We start from the raw sequence: 15,543 nt of genomic DNA, 5'->3' as shown, positions 1-15,543 counted from the left end.
TTTTGATGGACGCGAAGTAAGAGCTTGATCCCCCTAGATTTGTGGCAATGTAAGGGAGATCAAGTTTGGTTGCAAACCCGCGTTATTGTTTAATCAGCTGATTTTGAACAAGATGCGAGAGAAACGGAGAGGCTTTCATGAATCCGGTTAAGCGAGCTTCAGGCATCGGGGTGCCATTGGCATCCCAAAAGTCCAGCGTTGGCAATCCAAGCACATTTAGCGACATCAACAATTTGATGTCTTGAGGGCGGTTCGCGGTGACATCAGCCTGAAGCAGCACAAAGTTTTGTAGCTCAGTGGCCACTTTCGGATCGTGGAAGGTGTACTTTTCAAACTCTTTGCATGCCACACACCAATCGGCGTAGAAATCGACCATCACAGGTTTGCCTGCTTGTTTTGCTACGGCGAGCTCACGGTTCAGATCATTAATACTCTCGATGCGAATAAAGCTAACGGCTGGGACATCCGCTTTCACCGTCGAATTAAGCGCGTTATAGGTGTACGCCGCGCCAGTGCTTAGCCCGAGGATCGAAATGATGGCTAGCGTGCTAGCTAACTTACCTGGCTTGAGTGAACGGCTGATATGGTAAAGCCAACCTAGTGCGGCAATAAGCCAACCCATCCAAAGGCCCACGCTGGCTTGCTCTGGGAGTAGGCGTTCGAGCAAGAATAATGGCACTGCCAGTAAAACAAAGCCGAAGAAGATTTTGACGGTGTTCATCCAATTCCCGGCCTTTGGCAGTAATTTATTGCCGAACATCGCGGCCAGAATCAGAGGGATCCCCATGCCTAATGCCAATGCATACAGGGTGATTGCACCTGTAAGCAAATCACCGCTTTGAGCCACGTAAAGCAAAGCACCAGATAAAGGGGCAGTGGTGCAAGGTGAGCAAATTAAGCCTGAAATTGCCCCCATGCTAAATACGCCCAGATTGCTGCCACCGGTTTGTTGATTGCTCATTTGGCTTAACCGGGTCTGCAGGCTTGCAGGGAGTTGTAGGTTAAACACGCCAAACATCGACATGGCCAGCAAGACGAAAAGTGTGCTTAATCCAATCAGAACATAAGGGTGTTGGAAAGCAGCTTGAAATTGAAGCCCTGCCGATGCGACGACGAGCCCGAGCAAGGTATACGTTAATGCCATACCCTGCACATACAACATGGATAATCGGAACGTTTGACCGTGGGTTTTCTTCCCGCCGCCTAGCACAATACCGGTCAATATTGGGTACATCGGAAGCACACACGGCGTAAACGCCAGCCCTATGCCTAAGCCAAGGAAGAGCAATGGTTGCCACCAGTTGTCGGCAAGGCTACTGACATCAGTTTGTTGGCTAGGTGTCGCTTCTTTTGCAGGAACCTGTGTTGATGCTTCAGAAGAAACATTGGATGTGTCTGTGGGTGTTTTGATAACGCTATCTGCGGGTGGCGTGGCAGTGCTTCCCACCACGGCATAAAGCGGCACATTGACGGTTTCAGGGGGATAACAAAATCCCGCTTCAGCACACCCTTGATAGGTCACTGTTAGCATTGACGAGTCGGTCGCTGCGAGAACAGGAACAGAGACGGTTAACGGCTGTTTGTAAATGTTCACTTCACCGAAGAATTCATCTTCATAAGGCTGCCCTTGGCGCATGTCGGGTGTGCCAATTTGCGCATCACTGCTTGGTGTTACGCCTATCTTGTCTTGGTACAAGTAGTAGCCTGGCGTGACCTGCCAATCGAGATAAACCCTATCCCCTTGCTGGGTGAAATTAAACGGGAATGCCTGATCAACGGGCACAAATGCAGGGGCATTACTCGCAATAGGAGACGGTGAATTAAAAAGAGAGAACTCGGCGTGCGCAGGTAAAACACTGCACAACGAGAGCACAAAAAGGGCGAATATTCGGGAGCCTATTGTCGACATGACCTTCATCGGGATGGGTTATTCCTAGAGTTAATTTCACTATATCACTGAGACCGGAAAAGGCCGAATTCGTTTCCCGATTCGCAAAGATTCGTCGGTATCTTTGGGTTTTGCTTTTCTGGTCATCATTTTCAGGCAATAAAAAAGGGCTCCGAAGAGCCCTTTCATTGCATGTTGACTGTGTCGCGTTGGATTACAGTACGATGCCGCCCACCGCAAAACCAAGCGCTACCGACGTGGAAATAGTCACCACACCTGGGATGAAGAACGGGTGGTTGAAGACCAAGTTACCGATACGGGTTGAGCCTGTGTCATCCATTTCAACCGCTGCCAACAATGTTGGGTACGTTGGCAGAACGAACAGGGCGCTGACTGCTGCAAATGATGCAATGGCGGTCAGTGGTGCAACACCAATGGCCAGTGCCGCAGGCATTAGCGCCGTAGTGGTCGCACCTTGTGAGTAAAGCAGCATAGACGCGAAGAAAAGGATCATCGCCAGCATCCAAGGGTAGTCAGCCAGTAACGTGCCCGCGACTTCTTTGATGCCTTCAACGTGTGCGTTAACAAAGGTTGAACCCAGCCACGCGACACCCAATACACACACACATGCTGTCATGCCTGAACGGAACGTTGGCGCAGCAGCAATTTTCGATGCATCGATACCTGTGGTGAAAACAATCGCCGTTGCCGCAGCAAGCATGAAGGTCATGATCGCTTCGTTACGGCCCAATGTTGGGTTCTCAATCAAGCCAATGGAGCTTGAGATTGCCGCAGCATAGCCTACTACCAGCACGATTGCGGTAAGGAAGATAAAGGTCGCTTTCTTCGCGCTTGGTGCGATTTCGCGTTTTTGAGTACCTTGGATTTTGATCAAACCTTTCTCAAGACGCTCTTGGTAAACAGGATCGTCTTTCAGTTCGCAGCCCATGAAGTTGGCAACGAATGCACCAACCATACAGGCGGTGAACGTGGTTGGGATACAAATGCCCAGCAGGGTCAAGTAGCCCACGCCCATTGGTTCAAGGATGCCAGAGAAGAACACAACTGCCGCTGAAATTGGGGATGCTGTGATGGCAATTTGAGAGGCGATAACAGCGATAGAAAGTGGACGAGATGGGCGAATGCCTTGCTCTTTTGCCACTTCAGCAATCACGGGAAGGGTTGAGAACGCAGTGTGACCTGTACCCGCCATCATGGTCATCATGTAGGTGACGATAGGCGCGTAGAAGGTGATTTGTTTTGGGTTCTTTCGAAGGAAGTTTTCAGCCAGTTCAACCAGCCAATCCATGCCGCCAGCCACTTGCATTGCTGCAATCGCGGTGATCACAGACATGATAATTAAGATAACGTCGATAGGGATGTAGCTTTGACTTGTTGGCATGCCAAGCAGCAACGACAACACAATCACACCTGCACCACCGGCTAAGCCGATACCGATACCGCCGATACGTGCGCCTAAGAAAATGAAGGCGAGTACGACAAACAACTCCACTGCAATCATGGATGACTCCTGTTTTAATTTTTAAATATAAAGACCAAACGGAGTTACTCTTTCCCCGGACAACATGCATCCCACGATGATCGTGTCGATTGGCATCCTGCCATGCATTCCATTGCGTTGATTTTCTGTGTTAAAGGGGTTTTCTAGCGTGGTGAAGAGTCACTTCGTTTAGTCGCTACGACAAAAAATGGGTATCGATTACCGATACCCATTTTTGTTTACGTCTTAGTTATAGCGCTTTGCTTTATACTGCGGGTGCATCAAGTTTTCAACAGAGAAGATATCGTCTAACTGTTCTTCTGTCAGAAGACCGCGCTCAAGCACGACGTCTCGAACGTTTTTGCCTGTTTCAGCACAAATCTTACCGACGATGTCGCCTTCGTGGTGACCGATGAACGGGTTCAAGTAAGTGACGATGCCGATAGAGTTGTAAACGTAGCTTTCACACACTTCTTTGTTAACAGTGATGCCGTTTACGCACTTCTCGCCAAGGTTGATACATGCATTCGAAAGAATCTCGATAGATTCAAACAGCGCCTGACCGATAACAGGTTCCATGACGTTCAACTGAAGCTGACCTGCTTCTGCTGCGAATGTCACCGTGATGTCGTTACCGATCACTTTAAAGCACACTTGGTTAACCACTTCAGGGATAACTGGGTTTACTTTTGCTGGCATGATTGAAGAACCTGCCTGCATTTCTGGTAGGTTGATTTCGTTCAGGCCTGAACGAGGACCAGAAGACAGAAGACGAAGGTCGTTACAGATTTTAGATAGTTTAACGGCTAGACGCTTCAGTGCACTGTGAACCATCACGTATGCACCACAGTCAGACGTTGCTTCGATCAAGTCTTCTGCTGGTGTGCAGTTCAGACCCGTTACTTCAGCAAGACGTTGAACAGCCAGTTGTTGGTAGCCCGCGGCAGCGTTCAAACCAGTACCGATAGCCGTTGCACCCAAGTTCACTTCTAGCAGAAGCTCTGCTGTGTACTTCAGGTTTTTCACTTCTTCTTTTAGAAGGGTTGCGAATGCACGGAACTCTTGGCCGACAGTCATTGGCACTGCGTCTTGAAGCTGAGTACGACCCATTTTCAGTACGCCCGCGTTTTCTGTTGCTTTCGCATCGAATTCGCGTTGTAGGTACTGGATAGAATCAACCAGCGTCAGGATGCTGTTGTATACCGCAACACGGAAACCAGTAGGGTATGCACAGTTAGTAGACTGGCTCTTGTTGACGTGGTCGTTAGGGTTAACAACGTCGTATTCGCCTTTGTCTTTGCCCATCAGCTCAAGCGCAAGGTTTGCAATCACTTCGTTTGCGTTCATGTTTACAGAGGTGCCTGCGCCGCCTTGGTAAACATCAGAAGGGAATTGGTCCATGCATTTGCCAGTGTCCAGAATCAGGTCACAGGCTTTGATGATGTAGTCGCCCACATCCGCTGGAATCACGCCCAGCTCTTTGTTTGCCATTGCCGCCGCTTTCTTGGTGTAAACCATACCGCGAACGAACTCTGGTACATCAGAGATAGTGGTACGTGAGATGTTAAAGTTTTCGACAGCGCGCAAAGTATGAATGCCGTAATACGCATCAGCAGGTACGTGGCGTTCGCCAAGTAAATCTTCTTCGATACGTGTAGCAAGGTGAGGGATAGTCAGGTTGTTTTCGAGATCAATCGTCTGAGACATGATTTGGCCCTAATGAACTTATAATTGGTTATTCTGTAGCCGCAAATTTCGCTGTAGAGTCCGTTCATCAGAGATTTTGGCTGGATACACAAGCTTTTGTATCCGTTTAATATGGGGTGATTTTACTCAGCAATTACAGTAAAAACATGCGTGAGATCACCATTCGAAACGAAGTGAATTTAATTGCATTATTATGTGATCTCGATCGCTATGTATTGCCTTTTGGACAGCTGTCATCGGGGTGAAATGTATTGATACCGTTAAAAACTGTTAGCGTATTTAATAAATAAAGACAGAATCTAAAGCAGACGTGGGCAAGCTAACAATTGCCGTTGACCAATCGGCAAAAACGGCGACAGAATGCTAGGATGCACGTCTGCACTGAATGAGAGGTTTCACTGTGTTTCCTATTTTGCTTTTGATGTTTATTACTGTGCCTATCATCGAGATTGCACTTTTCATTCAAGTTGGTGGTGTGTTGGGACTGTGGCCAACCGTTGCATTGATTTTGCTAACTGCGTTTGTGGGTGCGTCTTTGGTTCGAAGCCAGGGCATTCAGACGTTACTTTCTGTTCAACAGCGTTTGCAACAAGGCGAATTACCTGCTCAGCAAATCGTTGAAGGTGTGATGCTTGCTGTAGCAGGTGTACTGTTGTTAACCCCCGGCTTTATGACCGATGCCATGGGTATGGCAGTGTTACTGCCTTGGCCGCGCGCATGGTTGGCTCAACAGATCATGAGCCGCGTGAAGGTGGCGAACTTTCAAAGTGGCTTTAATCATCAGCAGGGGCCTTTTGGCCAAGCGCCTTTTCAACAAGATCCGCGCAAGAACCAAGAGGGCGGCAGCACCTTCGAAGGGGAATATGAGCGCAAGAATGATGATCAAGATCGCCTGAACTGAGATATCACGAAGAGAGTCACGTTGTTGTGAATGGATGAGAAGCGAAAAGCCAACCCGAGGGTTGGCTTTTTTGTCTCTATTATATCGCCGTGCGAAATCGTTACTCTTGCAACTCTGGACGGTGATTGTATTGGTCGAGTGATTCCGGGTTATCGAGTGCACTTAATTGCGCGACAGCGCGACCATGCACCACATCGCGTACGGCGATTTCAGCCAGTTTGCCTGACTTGGTGCGCGGAATGTCCGTGATAGGGATGATCTTTGCAGGAACGTGTCTCGGTGTACAACTGGTGCGAATGGTCGTTCGAATCTTGCGTTCAAGGTTGTCGTTCAGATCAATGCCAGGCTTGAGCTTCACGAACAACACGACTCGCACATCGTTTTGCCACTCTTGTCCGATAACGACTGAATCGATGATTTCATCGAGTTGGTTAACATGGCGGTAGATTTCCGCCGTGCCGATACGCACACCGCCGGGGTTGAGGATGGCATCTGAACGCCCAAAGAAGACCATGCCGTTTTGCTGAGTGAGTTCGACGTAGTCTCCGTGGAACCAGATATCGTCAATCTTGCCCCAATATGCGTTATGGTAGCGCTTCCCATCTGGATCATTCCAAAAACCAACAGGTTGGTTGGGAAAGCTGTTACAACAGACCAACTCCCCTTTCTCCGCTTGAACCGGTTTGCCTTCATTGTTGAAGACTTCAACATCTAGCGCTAATCCACGAACCTGACTTTGGCCGCGATACACTGGCGAAATCGGGCTACCCAACACGAAGCAACCACAAATATCCGTACCGCCTGCGATTGAACTTAACTGAACGTCTTTTTTGATGTTGTCATACACAAAGTCGAATTGTTCTGGTGCAAGCACAGAGCCTGTCGAGCATAAGGTTTTTAGTGTCGACAGTTTGTGTTCGTCCATCGGCAGGTAAGCTTGTTTTTCCTGGGCTTCGAGGTATTTGGCGGAGGTGCCAAACAAGGTGACGCGTTGGTTGTCGGTCAAACGCCACAACACGCCCGCATCAGGGTAGAACGGAGAGCCATCGAACAAGATGAGCGTCGCGCCGCTTGCAAGGGCACTTGCCATCCAGTTCCACATCATCCAGCCACAGGTGGTGAAGTAGAAAACGCGATCTCCTGCTTTTACATCTGAGTGAAGTTGATGCTCTTTAAGGTGGTTGAGCAACATGCCGCCGACACTATGGATGATGCATTTCGGTTTGCCTGTGGTGCCGGAAGAATACAGCACATACAGTGGCGAATTGAAATCGACACGGGTAAAGGTAAGTTCGGGTGCTGGCTTTTTCAAGATGGCGTTAAAGCAAGTCTCATCGGCATTGAGCGTTGCGCCACCGACAAACGGGATCACCACGAGATGCGCAATGCTGTCTACGCCTTCGCGCACTTCTCGTGCTTTGACGAGGTTATCGTGTGTCTTGCCGTTGTAGTGGTAACCATCCGTGGTGAACAGAACCTTAGGTTTGGTCTGCCCAAAGCGATCGAGCACGCTGTCTACGCCAAAATCGGGAGAGGTTGATGTCCATGTTGCCCCAAGTGATGCGGTAGCTAGCATGGCGACAACGGTTTGGGCAATGTTCGGAAGGTAGCCCGCGACGACATCCCCTTGTTCAACACCGCATTCTTTTAGGTATGCAGCAACACCACTGGTTTGTTGAACAAGCTCAGCCCACGTTATCGATGTGGCGTGTTCATCTTCCCCTGAAAAGACAATTGCTTCGTTGTTAGGCATGTCTTTTGCCCATTGCAGTAAGTTTTCTGCAAAGTTGATTTTTGCATCGGGGAACCAACGGCTGTCTTTATTTGGGAAGTCGGGAGCGCGCTCAACAATTCGCTCACCCATATCGCCGACCACGCTGGCAAAGGACCATAGGGTTTGCCAAAACGCGTCGCTGTGATCGATGGACCATTGATAAAGCTGATCATAGTTGGTCAGCTTGAGTGAATACTGGCGATTGACCGTATCCATGAATTCGGTCAAGTTGGCGTTAGCGACTCTTGTGGTGCTTGGACGCCATAGAGGATGTTGTGACATGCTTTCTCCTACACATTGTCGGGGTGTGCACTGTCAAAAGCAGGTAGGGCCTGACAACGCTGTTCTATCTCTTTCAAGGTTGGGTAAGGTGTCAGGTCGAGTGCGAAACGGCGGGCATTAAACAGCTGAGGGACTAAACAAATATCTGCGAGGGTTGGAATGTCATCACAGCAGAACGCGGTTTGGCTGTGTTGTAATGTCTTTTCCAGTGCGCCTAGGCCTTCACGAAGCCAATGCAAATACCAATCTAGTTTCTCATCCTCACTGTGCCCTAAGGGGCCAGTGAGATGCTTTAACACGCGCAGGTTATTGAGAGGGTGGATGTCACAAGCAATATCGTAAGCCAGTGCTCGGCACTTGGCTCGCATGCTCCGGTCTGCGGGTAATAAAGAAGGAGACGGGTACGTTTCTTCAAGGTACTCGATAATCGCTAAGGATTGCGTCAATACTTGGCCATTATCTACCAAGCTTGGCACCAATCCTGTTGGATTAAGCGCTAAATAGGCGTCGCCTTTTTGGTCGCCATCCAACAAAGAAACGACCTGAGTTTGGTAACTCAGGCCTTTTAGATTCAGAGCAATGCGAACACGATATGACGCTGAAGATTTATTGTAGTCATAGAGCTTCACAATCAGTTCTTCCTTTATTACCCATACGAGACAACCTCTTGCTCAATCTTTCCAAAAATTGAGCGACCTTCCTTGTCGTGCATCTCGATGCTAACCCTATCACCATAGAGTAAAAACGGGGTTTGAGGTGCCCTAAGATCCAGAATTTCCAACATTCGTCTCTCTGCGATGCAACATGATCCTTTTGAACGATCAAGGTTCGACACGGTGCCTGAGCCAATGATCGTCCCCGATCCCAAGTGACGGCTTTTGGCGGCGTGAGCAACGAGCTCAGAGAAATCGAATGTCATGTCTACACCGGCATCGGGAGCGCCAAATTGCTCGCCGTTCAAATTCACCTCTAGAGGCAGGTGTACTTTGTTGTCTTGCCAGTGTTCAGTGAGCTCGTCGGGTGTCACGGCAACGGGGGAAAATGCAGAAGCCGGTTTGGACTGGAAGAAGCCGAATCCTTTAGCGAGCTCTGATGGGATAAGGTTTCTTAACGACACATCATTCACGAGCATCAGCAATTTTATATGCTGTGATGCGTCTTGCGGTGATACGGCCATAGGCACGTCATCGGTGATCACGGCAACCTCGGCTTCGAAATCACATCCCCATGCTTCATCGCATAAGGCGATGTCTTCTCGTGGGCCTAAAAATTTATCGGACATGCCTTGGTACATCAGTGGGTCTGTCCAAAAGCTCTCAGGCATGGTGGCCCCTCGCGCTTTACGCACAAGTTCAACGTGATTGACGTAAGCACTGCCATCAGCCCATTGGAAGGCGCGCGGGAGTGGTGATGCGCAGGCGACTGGATCAAAGGGAAAACGGCCAGATACATGGTCGGCATTGAGTGCGTCATAGCGTGCGCGCAACAATGGGGACAAGGTATCCCAATCATCGAGAGCATCTTGCAGTGTTTTGGCGATGTCTGATGCATCCACGGCTTGGCGAAGGTCGCGAGAGACGATGATGAGTTTTCCGTCTCGGCGATGTTTTAGGGAGGCCAGCTTCATTATTTACTCCTTCATTCCTTTGAAATTATGCGTTACGTGGCGGTGTGCGCCAGGACAAGACATAGTCTTCGAGTTCGGTTTGTTTGGCGGCATCTGCCATGTCTAATGGCATGCGGGTATCAATCATGACGGCGACTTCGTCCGTTTCCTTCTTGGCGTGTGTTTTTCCTGCGGCGAAGGCTTTGGGATGAGGGCCATGGGGAAAGCCGCAAGGGTGGTGTGTGACCATGCCGGGATGAATATTGTCTCGGCTAAAAAATTCGCCACGGTGGTAGAAGATGACTTCATCGTAATCATCATTGTTGTGATAGAACGGCACTTTGAGCGCGCCCGGATCGGATTCAATAGGGCGTGGCACAAACGTACAAATTACAAAACCATCAGCGACAAACGTGGTATGGGCTGACGGGGGCAGATGATAGCGATGACTCATGAGTGGGCGGATATCGCGCCAGTTCAATCGAAATACGGTGAGGTTACCTTTCCAACCCACGGCATCGAGTGGGTTAAAGGGATAGGTAATACGGTTCATGCTATCCCTTGATTTAAGGAGAACCTGCCATGTTTCGGTATCACTTCGCTGCGCAATAAAATGCTCGTCAATGGCGGCGTGTTCTAGCATGGCGGGGTCAAAAATGGCATGTTCGCCAACAATGCCGCGATCGCTATTAAGGTAAGAGCCGTGCGTGGCTTCGATCATCAGCATGGTAACGGGAGCTGCGGGTTCTATTCGCCAATTGGTCGAGCGAGGGATGATGATGTAGTCCCCGTCGGTAAACGAGAGATGCCCGTAATCGCAATATAAAGACCCCGAGCCTTCATGAATAAAGAGGCAGTCATCGCCATCCCCGTTTCGGGCTAAATATTTCATGGCGGTATCACAACGCCAAAGCCGCACTTTTACGTTGGGATTGCTCATCAACAAAGGTGCAGCCATTGGGTTATCACCCACCTCTTCTACCTTGTTGGTGTCAAACGCGTGGGGACGTAAATCACCTTCCCATTCACTCCATCCTGTTGGCGCATGCTGGTGGTACATGTGTGTTGCAGGACCAAAAAATCCTTCTTTTCCGCACTCTCGTTCAAACGTACCTTCAGGCAAGTCACAATGTGCTTGATGAGAGGTCACGCCTTCTTTGAGAGGAAATGAAAACCACTTTCGCATGCGTCCTCCTGATACTACTGCGATGAAAAGTTGCCATATAGTTTCATTTGAAACTATAATTATCATAGTGCGAATTTTGAACAAATAGCAAGCGCCGTAGAGCAATTATTTGGGGCGGCAGAGAATCAGTGACGTCAATGAACAGGGAGAAATGAACATGGGTGCATCGCAACCTTTTCTATTGGATGACTTTTTGCCCTACAAGTTGGTAAAGACGGCATCGCATGTCGCGGATGCGCTTTCGCATATCTATGAAAAGGAATTTGGGATAACACGACCTGAATGGCGAATTCTGGCATCACTGGGTGCGCGGGACGGCATTAAAGCTAAGGCGTTGGCGGTTGAAACAAGCCTAGATAAAGTAAAAGTTTCTCGCACGCTGGTGGGGTTGGAAAAGCGAGAGTTGGTTTGTAAGACGCGAGATGAGCAAGATCAGCGTGCGGCGTATCTTCATCTGACAGAAAAAGGCCGCGCGCTTTACGATAAAGTCGTGCCTAGAGCGAAGGCGTGGGAAAAAGAGCTACTCGCGGAATTATCGCCAGAGCATTATCAAACGTTTCTGGCGATGTTGGAGAGCTTGTCGGCCAAAACGCTAAAAGGGGAAGAGCGCGTTATCCGTGAACCTTGATGTCACCAAGGTAAGGTGCAGTCACTTGCTGCTTGCGAAAGTCGCATGGTCTGAAACGAGCGTATTTTTGCGAAGTGCCAATGCGGCAAAATAAGCGATCACACCAGTAATGGCATTGGCAATGGCGATGCCAATAAACATCCCTTCGGTTTGATCAAGCAGGCCGCCTATCCATGCCAGTGGTAAGAGCAATACGAATAGACGCATGAGGTTCATGATAAACGCCAGTCCTGGCTTTTTCAGTGCGTTCAACGCACTGACTAACATCATCATAATGCCTTGCAAACCGTAGCTTGCGGGAACAACCAAGAGGTAGTGCCAGAGTTTTTCTTGTACTGCGGGCTCTTGGCTAAATAAGGTAGCGATAGGGTGACTAAGCGGCACCATGGCAACAAATATGATTAACTGAAACAGAATGGAAAATCGCATTGCGCGGAACAGAGCTTCGAAGGCGCGCGATAGGTTCCCAGCACCAAAGTTTTGCGCCATTAACGGCGTGAGTGATGAGGTGAGTGCCATCATCACTATCAATAACAATGATTCGATGCGCTGTGCTGCACCATATGCAGCTACACTGGCTGTGCCTTGGCTTGCAAGCATTGCCATCAAAATGGCACCGAAGATCGGGTTGAGTGCATTCGACAAGGCGGCGGGTGTACCGATGGCCAGAATGTCTTTCCAATCTTGCCAAATCTTTGTCGGTGACGGCCAGGCCAGCAATTTTTCCCTCTTTATTAGTACATACAGCGAGCAGAGCAAGGCTCCCGCCCAACTGATGGCACTGGCAATGGCTGCCCCTTGTACGCCCAATTCAGGGAAAGGGCCGAGGCCAAAGATCAAAAGCGGATCGAGCACACCATTGATAATGCCTGCCACTATCATGATTTTGGCGGGCGTTTTTGTATCGCCAGTTGCACGAATTGCTGAGTTACCCGCCATCGGAATAACCAAAAGCGGAATGGTGAGATACCAGACCTGCATGTAGTCATGTATTAAAGGGAGGAGTGATTCTTTCGCACCGAGCAATCGAAATAACGGATCAATATTGGCTAAACCCAGCATACTGGCGGCGAAGACCAAAAGGATGGCCAACAGCAATCCATGTCCTGAAACACGCGCCGCTTCGGTAAGGGCGTTTCTCCCAAGCAGTCGAGCGACGCTCGTTGATACACCCACGCTAATCCCCATGGTGATGCAATTCACCGCAAAGGTAATGGGAAACGTAAAACTGACCGCTGCGAGAGCCTCGGTGCCGAGTAAGGATATAAAGAAGGTGTCAACAAGACTGAATGCCAAGATCGCAACAAGACCAAACACCATTGGGATGGTCATATTTTTCAGCGTTTGATCTATTGGGCCTGTGAGAAGTCCGTGTTTATCCTTCATACCGCTCTCGGATAGTTGCTTCTCTTTGGGAAGAAAAGCGGGAATGTCGATAAAGAGTTGGTTCACCTTCTTTCGTCAAAGGCTGGGCTACCCTAATCTATAGAATGTGATGCCGCAAAAGGTATTAGGCAAAAAAACGGAAAAAATTTGCAATATCCCCCTTGGGATTGAGATAACCCATCCCCACTTAAGAGGTACTTTGGAAACAACACTGACTGTGGTTTCCTCATATATTTCCCCTATGGATCACTACATTAATTCAGGAGACGACCAATGAACATTCGTCCACTACATGATCGAGTAATCGTTGAACGCCAAGAAGTTGAGTCAAAATCTGCTGGTGGCATTGTTTTAACTGGCTCTGCTGCTGAGAAATCTACCCGCGGCGTTATTCTTGCTGTAGGTAAAGGCCGTATTCTTGAGAACGGTACTGTACAAGCTCTGGACGTTAAAGTTGGTGACACTGTTATTTTCTCTGAAGGCTACGGCACAAAGACTGAGAAAATTGACGGTAAAGAAGTCCTGATCCTGTCTGAAAACGACATCATGGCTATCGTTGAGTAATTACTATTTCATCACTGAAGAACAGATTTAAAAAGGAAGAGAGAAATGGCAGCTAAAGACGTTAAATTCGGCAATGATGCACGCACTAAAATGCTAGAAGGCGTAAACGTTCTAGCAAACGCAGTAAAAGTAACCCTTGGCCCTAAAGGTCGTAACGTGGTTCTGGACAAATCGTTCGGCGCTCCTGTTATCACTAAAGATGGTGTATCTGTTGCGCGTGAAATTGAACTGGAAGACAAATTCCAGAACATGGGCGCACAAATGGTGAAAGAAGTCGCTTCTCAAGCTAATGATGCTGCGGGTGACGGAACAACCACCGCAACCGTGCTGGCTCAAGCCATCATCGCTGAAGGTCTGAAAGCTGTTGCTGCGGGCATGAACCCAATGGATCTTAAGCGCGGTATCGACAAAGCAGTGATTGCTGCTGTTGAAGAACTGAAAGCGTTGTCTGTTCCATGTGCAGATACTAAAGCTATCGCTCAAGTAGGTACTATCTCAGCTAACTCTGATGAGACTGTGGGTACTTTGATTGCAGAAGCGATGGAAAAAGTTGGCCGTGACGGTGTTATCACTGTTGAAGAAGGTCAATCACTACAAGATGAACTTGATGTAGTTGAAGGTATGCAGTTTGACCGCGGTTACCTGTCTCCTTACTTCATCAACAACCAAGAGTCGGGTTCTGTTGATCTAGATAGTCCGTTCATCCTTTTGGTTGATAAGAAAGTATCAAACATCCGCGAACTGCTACCTACTCTAGAAGCAGTAGCGAAATCTTCACGCCCTCTTCTTATCATTGCAGAAGACGTAGAAGGTGAAGCTCTAGCAACATTGGTTGTGAACAACATGCGCGGCATCGTGAAAGTGGCTGCTGTTAAAGCTCCTGGTTTCGGCGATCGTCGTAAAGCAATGCTTCAAGACATCGCAACACTGACTGCTGGTACTGTGATTTCTGAAGAAATCGGTATGGAACTAGAGAAAGTGACGCTAGAAGACCTAGGTCAAGCGAAGCGTATTACTATCACTAAAGAAACCACCACTATCATTGATGGTGCTGGTGATGAAGTGTCTATTCAGGGCCGTGTTTCTCAAATCCGTCAGCAAATCGAAGATGCAACGTCTGACTACGACAAAGAGAAACTGCAAGAGCGTGTTGCTAAATTGGCAGGCGGCGTTGCAGTTATCAAAGTTGGCGCAGCAACTGAAGTTGAGATGAAAGAGAAGAAAGACCGCGTTGAAGATGCACTGCATGCAACACGTGCAGCTGTTGAAGAAGGCGTGGTTGCTGGTGGTGGTGTTGCACTTATCCGCGCAGCAAGCAAAGTTGTTGACCTTCAAGGTGACAACGAAGAACAAAACGTAGGTATCCGTGTAGCACTTCGTGCAATGGAAGCACCTATTCGTCAAATCGCGCTTAATGCAGGCGACGAAGACTCTGTTGTTGCAAACAACGTTAAAGCTGGCGAAGGTAGCTTTGGTTACAACGCAGCGACTGGCGAATACGGCGACATGATTGATATGGGTATCTTGGATCCAACTAAGGTAACTCGTTCAGCACTGCAATTTGCAGCATCTGTAGCTGGCCTGATGATCACCACTGAAGCAATGGTGACCGAGCAGCCTAAGCAAGATGGCCCTGCAATGCCTGATATGGGCGGTATGGGTGGCATGGGCGGCATGATGTAATCATCCCGTTTAAGCTAAAAACATGAAAAGCCCGCGCAAGCGGGCTTTTTTCTATATAAAGAAAAGGTTATTGAACGCTTTTCGAACGAAATATTGAGGATCCGCATTTTTACTGGCGTAGAAAGGCCTCTGTCTCAAAAATATTTCCGTGCAGAACCCGCGAACTGTGCTTTACTCAATACTCTTCTGGTCACAAAGCCATCATATAAACGAAATTTGATTGAAGTACTGATCATCTTTTTAGACTCGGATCTATCAAGATCGTATGTATTGCTGTGTGTTTTTTAATCAAAAGCGTGGTTTTTGGGTGTTTTGTGAACGTTTGAGCGCGAAAGTGTGATTTTTTTCAAAAAACCACTTGCGCCAAATCTGGAAGTCCCTATACTGCGCCCCATCGACACGGAACACGGCGAGTTAAGCCGGTGACCAAGTCAACG

Annotated in this window: 12 protein-coding genes; 4 read left to right on the top strand and 8 right to left on the bottom strand. The window is 48.6% G+C overall.

Annotated elements, in window-relative coordinates; genetic code table 11:
- Nucleotides 1-82 precede the first annotated feature (82 nt).
- The 3 genes from BCT27_RS12440 to aspA all read right to left on the bottom strand — a co-directional run bounded on the left by BCT27_RS12440 (nt 83) and on the right by aspA (nt 5,096).
- Nucleotides 83-1,918: a protein-disulfide reductase DsbD gene (locus BCT27_RS12440; RefSeq protein ID WP_102395940.1), complete on the bottom strand. Its 1,836-nt coding sequence runs from the start codon at nt 1,916-1,918 to the stop codon at nt 83-85.
- Nucleotides 1,919-2,102: 184 nt separating this feature from the next.
- Nucleotides 2,103-3,410 (bottom strand): anaerobic C4-dicarboxylate transporter, encoded by a 1,308-nt coding sequence (locus BCT27_RS12435; protein WP_102318999.1) that lies wholly within the window; start codon nt 3,408-3,410, stop codon nt 2,103-2,105.
- 225 nt (nt 3,411-3,635) lie between these two features.
- The gene (gene aspA, locus BCT27_RS12430) at nt 3,636-5,096 is read right to left on the bottom strand and encodes an aspartate ammonia-lyase (protein WP_017007866.1); all 1,461 of its coding nucleotides are present in this window, start codon (nt 5,094-5,096) and stop codon (nt 3,636-3,638) included.
- Between the two features lie 400 nt (nt 5,097-5,496).
- Here aspA and BCT27_RS12425 point away from each other — a divergent pair, with 400 nt between their 5' ends.
- Nucleotides 5,497-5,997 (top strand): FxsA family protein, encoded by a 501-nt coding sequence (locus BCT27_RS12425; protein WP_026024385.1) that lies wholly within the window; start codon nt 5,497-5,499, stop codon nt 5,995-5,997.
- 100 nt (nt 5,998-6,097) lie between these two features.
- Here the strand turns inward: BCT27_RS12425 and BCT27_RS12420 are convergent, their stop codons facing one another.
- From BCT27_RS12420 to BCT27_RS12405, 4 genes are read right to left on the bottom strand one after another with little or no spacing between them, the layout of a single operon-like run.
- The gene (locus BCT27_RS12420) at nt 6,098-8,053 is read right to left on the bottom strand and encodes an acetoacetate--CoA ligase (protein ID WP_102395939.1); all 1,956 of its coding nucleotides are present in this window, start codon (nt 8,051-8,053) and stop codon (nt 6,098-6,100) included.
- Between the two features lie 8 nt (nt 8,054-8,061).
- Nucleotides 8,062-8,682: a maleylacetoacetate isomerase gene (maiA, locus tag BCT27_RS12415; protein ID WP_102319002.1), complete on the bottom strand. Its 621-nt coding sequence runs from the start codon at nt 8,680-8,682 to the stop codon at nt 8,062-8,064.
- A gap of 17 nt (nt 8,683-8,699) precedes the next feature.
- Nucleotides 8,700-9,680 (bottom strand): fumarylacetoacetate hydrolase family protein, encoded by a 981-nt coding sequence (locus BCT27_RS12410; RefSeq protein ID WP_102395938.1) that lies wholly within the window; start codon nt 9,678-9,680, stop codon nt 8,700-8,702.
- A gap of 25 nt (nt 9,681-9,705) precedes the next feature.
- Nucleotides 9,706-10,845: a homogentisate 1,2-dioxygenase gene (locus BCT27_RS12405; protein ID WP_102395937.1), complete on the bottom strand. Its 1,140-nt coding sequence runs from the start codon at nt 10,843-10,845 to the stop codon at nt 9,706-9,708.
- Nucleotides 10,846-11,002: 157 nt separating this feature from the next.
- Between BCT27_RS12405 and BCT27_RS12400 the strand changes: the two genes are divergently transcribed.
- Nucleotides 11,003-11,473, top strand: coding sequence for a MarR family winged helix-turn-helix transcriptional regulator (locus BCT27_RS12400; RefSeq protein WP_102395936.1), 471 nt, complete (start codon nt 11,003-11,005; stop codon nt 11,471-11,473).
- 21 nt (nt 11,474-11,494) lie between these two features.
- Here the strand turns inward: BCT27_RS12400 and BCT27_RS12395 are convergent, their stop codons facing one another.
- Entirely contained in the window at nt 11,495-12,859 is a 1,365-nt protein-coding gene (locus BCT27_RS12395) for an MATE family efflux transporter (protein WP_102395935.1), read from the bottom strand.
- A 273-nt stretch (nt 12,860-13,132) separates the two neighbouring features.
- Between BCT27_RS12395 and BCT27_RS12390 the strand changes: the two genes are divergently transcribed.
- Together BCT27_RS12390 and groL are read left to right on the top strand one after the other, a co-directional pair.
- Entirely contained in the window at nt 13,133-13,423 is a 291-nt protein-coding gene (locus BCT27_RS12390) for a co-chaperone GroES (RefSeq protein ID WP_017007858.1), read from the top strand.
- 45 nt (nt 13,424-13,468) lie between these two features.
- A complete protein-coding gene (groL, locus tag BCT27_RS12385) occupies nt 13,469-15,106 on the top strand; it encodes a chaperonin GroEL (RefSeq protein WP_028024515.1) in 1,638 nt (545 codons plus the stop codon).
- Nucleotides 15,107-15,543: the final 437 nt, after the last annotated feature.

Source organism: Enterovibrio norvegicus, from assembly GCF_002876705.1.
Taxonomy (GTDB): Bacteria; Pseudomonadota; Gammaproteobacteria; order Enterobacterales; family Vibrionaceae; genus Enterovibrio; species Enterovibrio norvegicus_B.
Note: the sequence above shows the minus strand (reverse complement) of the source record. Positions and strands in the feature narration are given on the sequence as shown.

Excerpts from the sequence above, each read along its gene's own strand:
- BCT27_RS12400 (WP_102395936.1), top strand. The coding sequence starts at position 11,003 with ATGGGTGCATCGCAACCTTTTCTATTGGATGACTTTTTGCCCTACAAG.
- groL (WP_028024515.1), top strand. The coding sequence starts at position 13,469 with ATGGCAGCTAAAGACGTTAAATTCGGCAATGATGCACGCACTAAAATG.
- aspA (WP_017007866.1), bottom strand. The coding sequence starts at position 5,096 with ATGTCTCAGACGATTGATCTCGAAAACAACCTGACTATCCCTCACCTT.
- BCT27_RS12390 (WP_017007858.1), top strand. The coding sequence starts at position 13,133 with ATGAACATTCGTCCACTACATGATCGAGTAATCGTTGAACGCCAAGAA.
- BCT27_RS12420 (WP_102395939.1), bottom strand. The coding sequence starts at position 8,053 with ATGTCACAACATCCTCTATGGCGTCCAAGCACCACAAGAGTCGCTAAC.
- BCT27_RS12405 (WP_102395937.1), bottom strand. The coding sequence starts at position 10,845 with ATGCGAAAGTGGTTTTCATTTCCTCTCAAAGAAGGCGTGACCTCTCAT.
- BCT27_RS12440 (WP_102395940.1), bottom strand. The coding sequence starts at position 1,918 with ATGAAGGTCATGTCGACAATAGGCTCCCGAATATTCGCCCTTTTTGTG.
- BCT27_RS12395 (WP_102395935.1), bottom strand. The coding sequence starts at position 12,859 with ATGAAGGATAAACACGGACTTCTCACAGGCCCAATAGATCAAACGCTG.
- BCT27_RS12435 (WP_102318999.1), bottom strand. The coding sequence starts at position 3,410 with ATGATTGCAGTGGAGTTGTTTGTCGTACTCGCCTTCATTTTCTTAGGC.
- BCT27_RS12410 (WP_102395938.1), bottom strand. The coding sequence starts at position 9,680 with ATGAAGCTGGCCTCCCTAAAACATCGCCGAGACGGAAAACTCATCATC.